1 protein-coding gene and 1 pseudogene are annotated in these 1,417 nt (G+C 78.8%); both read left to right on the forward strand.

Annotated features, from left to right (window positions below; genetic code table 11):
- A partial coding sequence (locus NH602_RS30825; protein ID WP_253069688.1) for a TadA family conjugal transfer-associated ATPase occupies positions 1–1,130 on the forward strand: 1,130 nt, incomplete at its 5' end.
- Positions 1,124–1,417: pseudogene (locus NH602_RS30830) on the forward strand (hypothetical protein); the annotation flags it as partial. The gene NH602_RS30825 and the pseudogene NH602_RS30830, both read left to right, overlap by 7 nt.

A 1,417-nucleotide genomic window follows, 5' to 3' on the forward strand; every position in this document is an offset into this window, starting at 1 on the left:
CCCGGCTGGCCGACGCCGGCGGCGAGACCGGGCCGGCCGCCGTCGCCGCGGCGGTGCGGGCCGAGTCCGGTGGGGTCGCGTCCGATCTGGACGTCCTCGCCGCGCTCCGCACCCTGCGCCAGGAGTTCACCGGAGCGGGCCCGCTCGACGCGCTGCTGCGCGATCCGGCGACCACCGACGTGCTGGTCACCGCGCCCGACGCCGTCTGGGTCGACCGCGGCGACGGGCTGCGCCGCACCGGCATCACCTTCACCGACGAGGCCGCGGTCCGGCGGCTCGCCCAGCGCCTGGCGCTCGCCGCAGGCCGCCGGCTCGACGACGCGAGTCCCTGCGTCGACGGCAGGCTCCCCGATGCCGGGGTCCGGCTGCACGCCGTCCTGCCACCGGTGGCGGCCGCCGGGACCGCGATCTCGCTGCGGGTGCTGCGCCCCGCCGGACACGACCTGGCCGCGCTCCGGCGGACCGGCACCCTCGACGCGACCGGCGAGGCCCTGCTGCGCGCGATCGTCGCCGCCCGGCTGGCCGTGCTCGTGGCCGGTGGGACGGGCAGTGGCAAGACCACGCTGCTCAACGCGCTGCTGGGCGCGGTCGATCCCGGCGAGCGGCTCATCACCGTCGAGGACGCCGAGGAGCTCTTCCCGCGTCATCCGCACGTCGTGCGGCTGGTCGCCCGGCCGCCGAACATCGAGGGCTCGGGTGGGGTGCCGCTGCGCGAGCTGGTGCGTCAGGCGTTGCGGATGCGTCCGGACCGGCTGGTCGTCGGCGAGGTCCGCGGCGCCGAGGTGTGCGACCTGCTGGCCGCGATGAACACCGGTCACGACGGCGGCGGCTGCACCGTGCACGCCAACTCGGTCCGCGAGATCCCGGCCCGGATGCGCGCGCTGGCCGGGCTCGGCGGCATGTCCCCCGCCGCGCTCGACGGGCAGCTGACCGCCGCCGTCCAGGTCGTACTGCACATGCGACGCCGCCCCGGCGCCGGCCGGACGCTCGACGAGGTCGGCGTGCTGGGCCGCTCCGACGACGGCACACTCCGCGTCACGGCCGCCTGGAGCCGCGGCAGCGGGGCCGGACCGGGCCGCGACGAGCTCGCCACGCTGCTGCGCGAGCGCGGGGTCGGTGTGCCGTGCTGAGCACACTGCCCGGGACAGCGCAGGGCGCGGCGGTCCCCGCCCTGCTCGCGCTGGCGGTGCTGACACTGCCCGCGGCGCCGGGCCGATCCCGGTGGCGGGCCCTGACCGGCACCGGGGCCGGCCTCCCGACGGCCCGGCTGCTCGCTCCTCCGTTACCCCTGCTCGCCGCGCCGCTGGGGTGGCTGCTCCTGGGCCCCGCCGGTGCGGTGTGCGCGGCGGGGGTGGCCTGGGGTGTTCGGCGCCGGGTCGCCGCACGCCGCGCCGCGGAACGGGCCGGGTCGACGGCG

The sequence above is a fragment of the Pseudonocardia sp. McavD-2-B genome, assembly GCF_024124365.1.
Taxonomy (GTDB): Bacteria; Actinomycetota; Actinomycetes; order Mycobacteriales; family Pseudonocardiaceae; genus Pseudonocardia; species Pseudonocardia alni.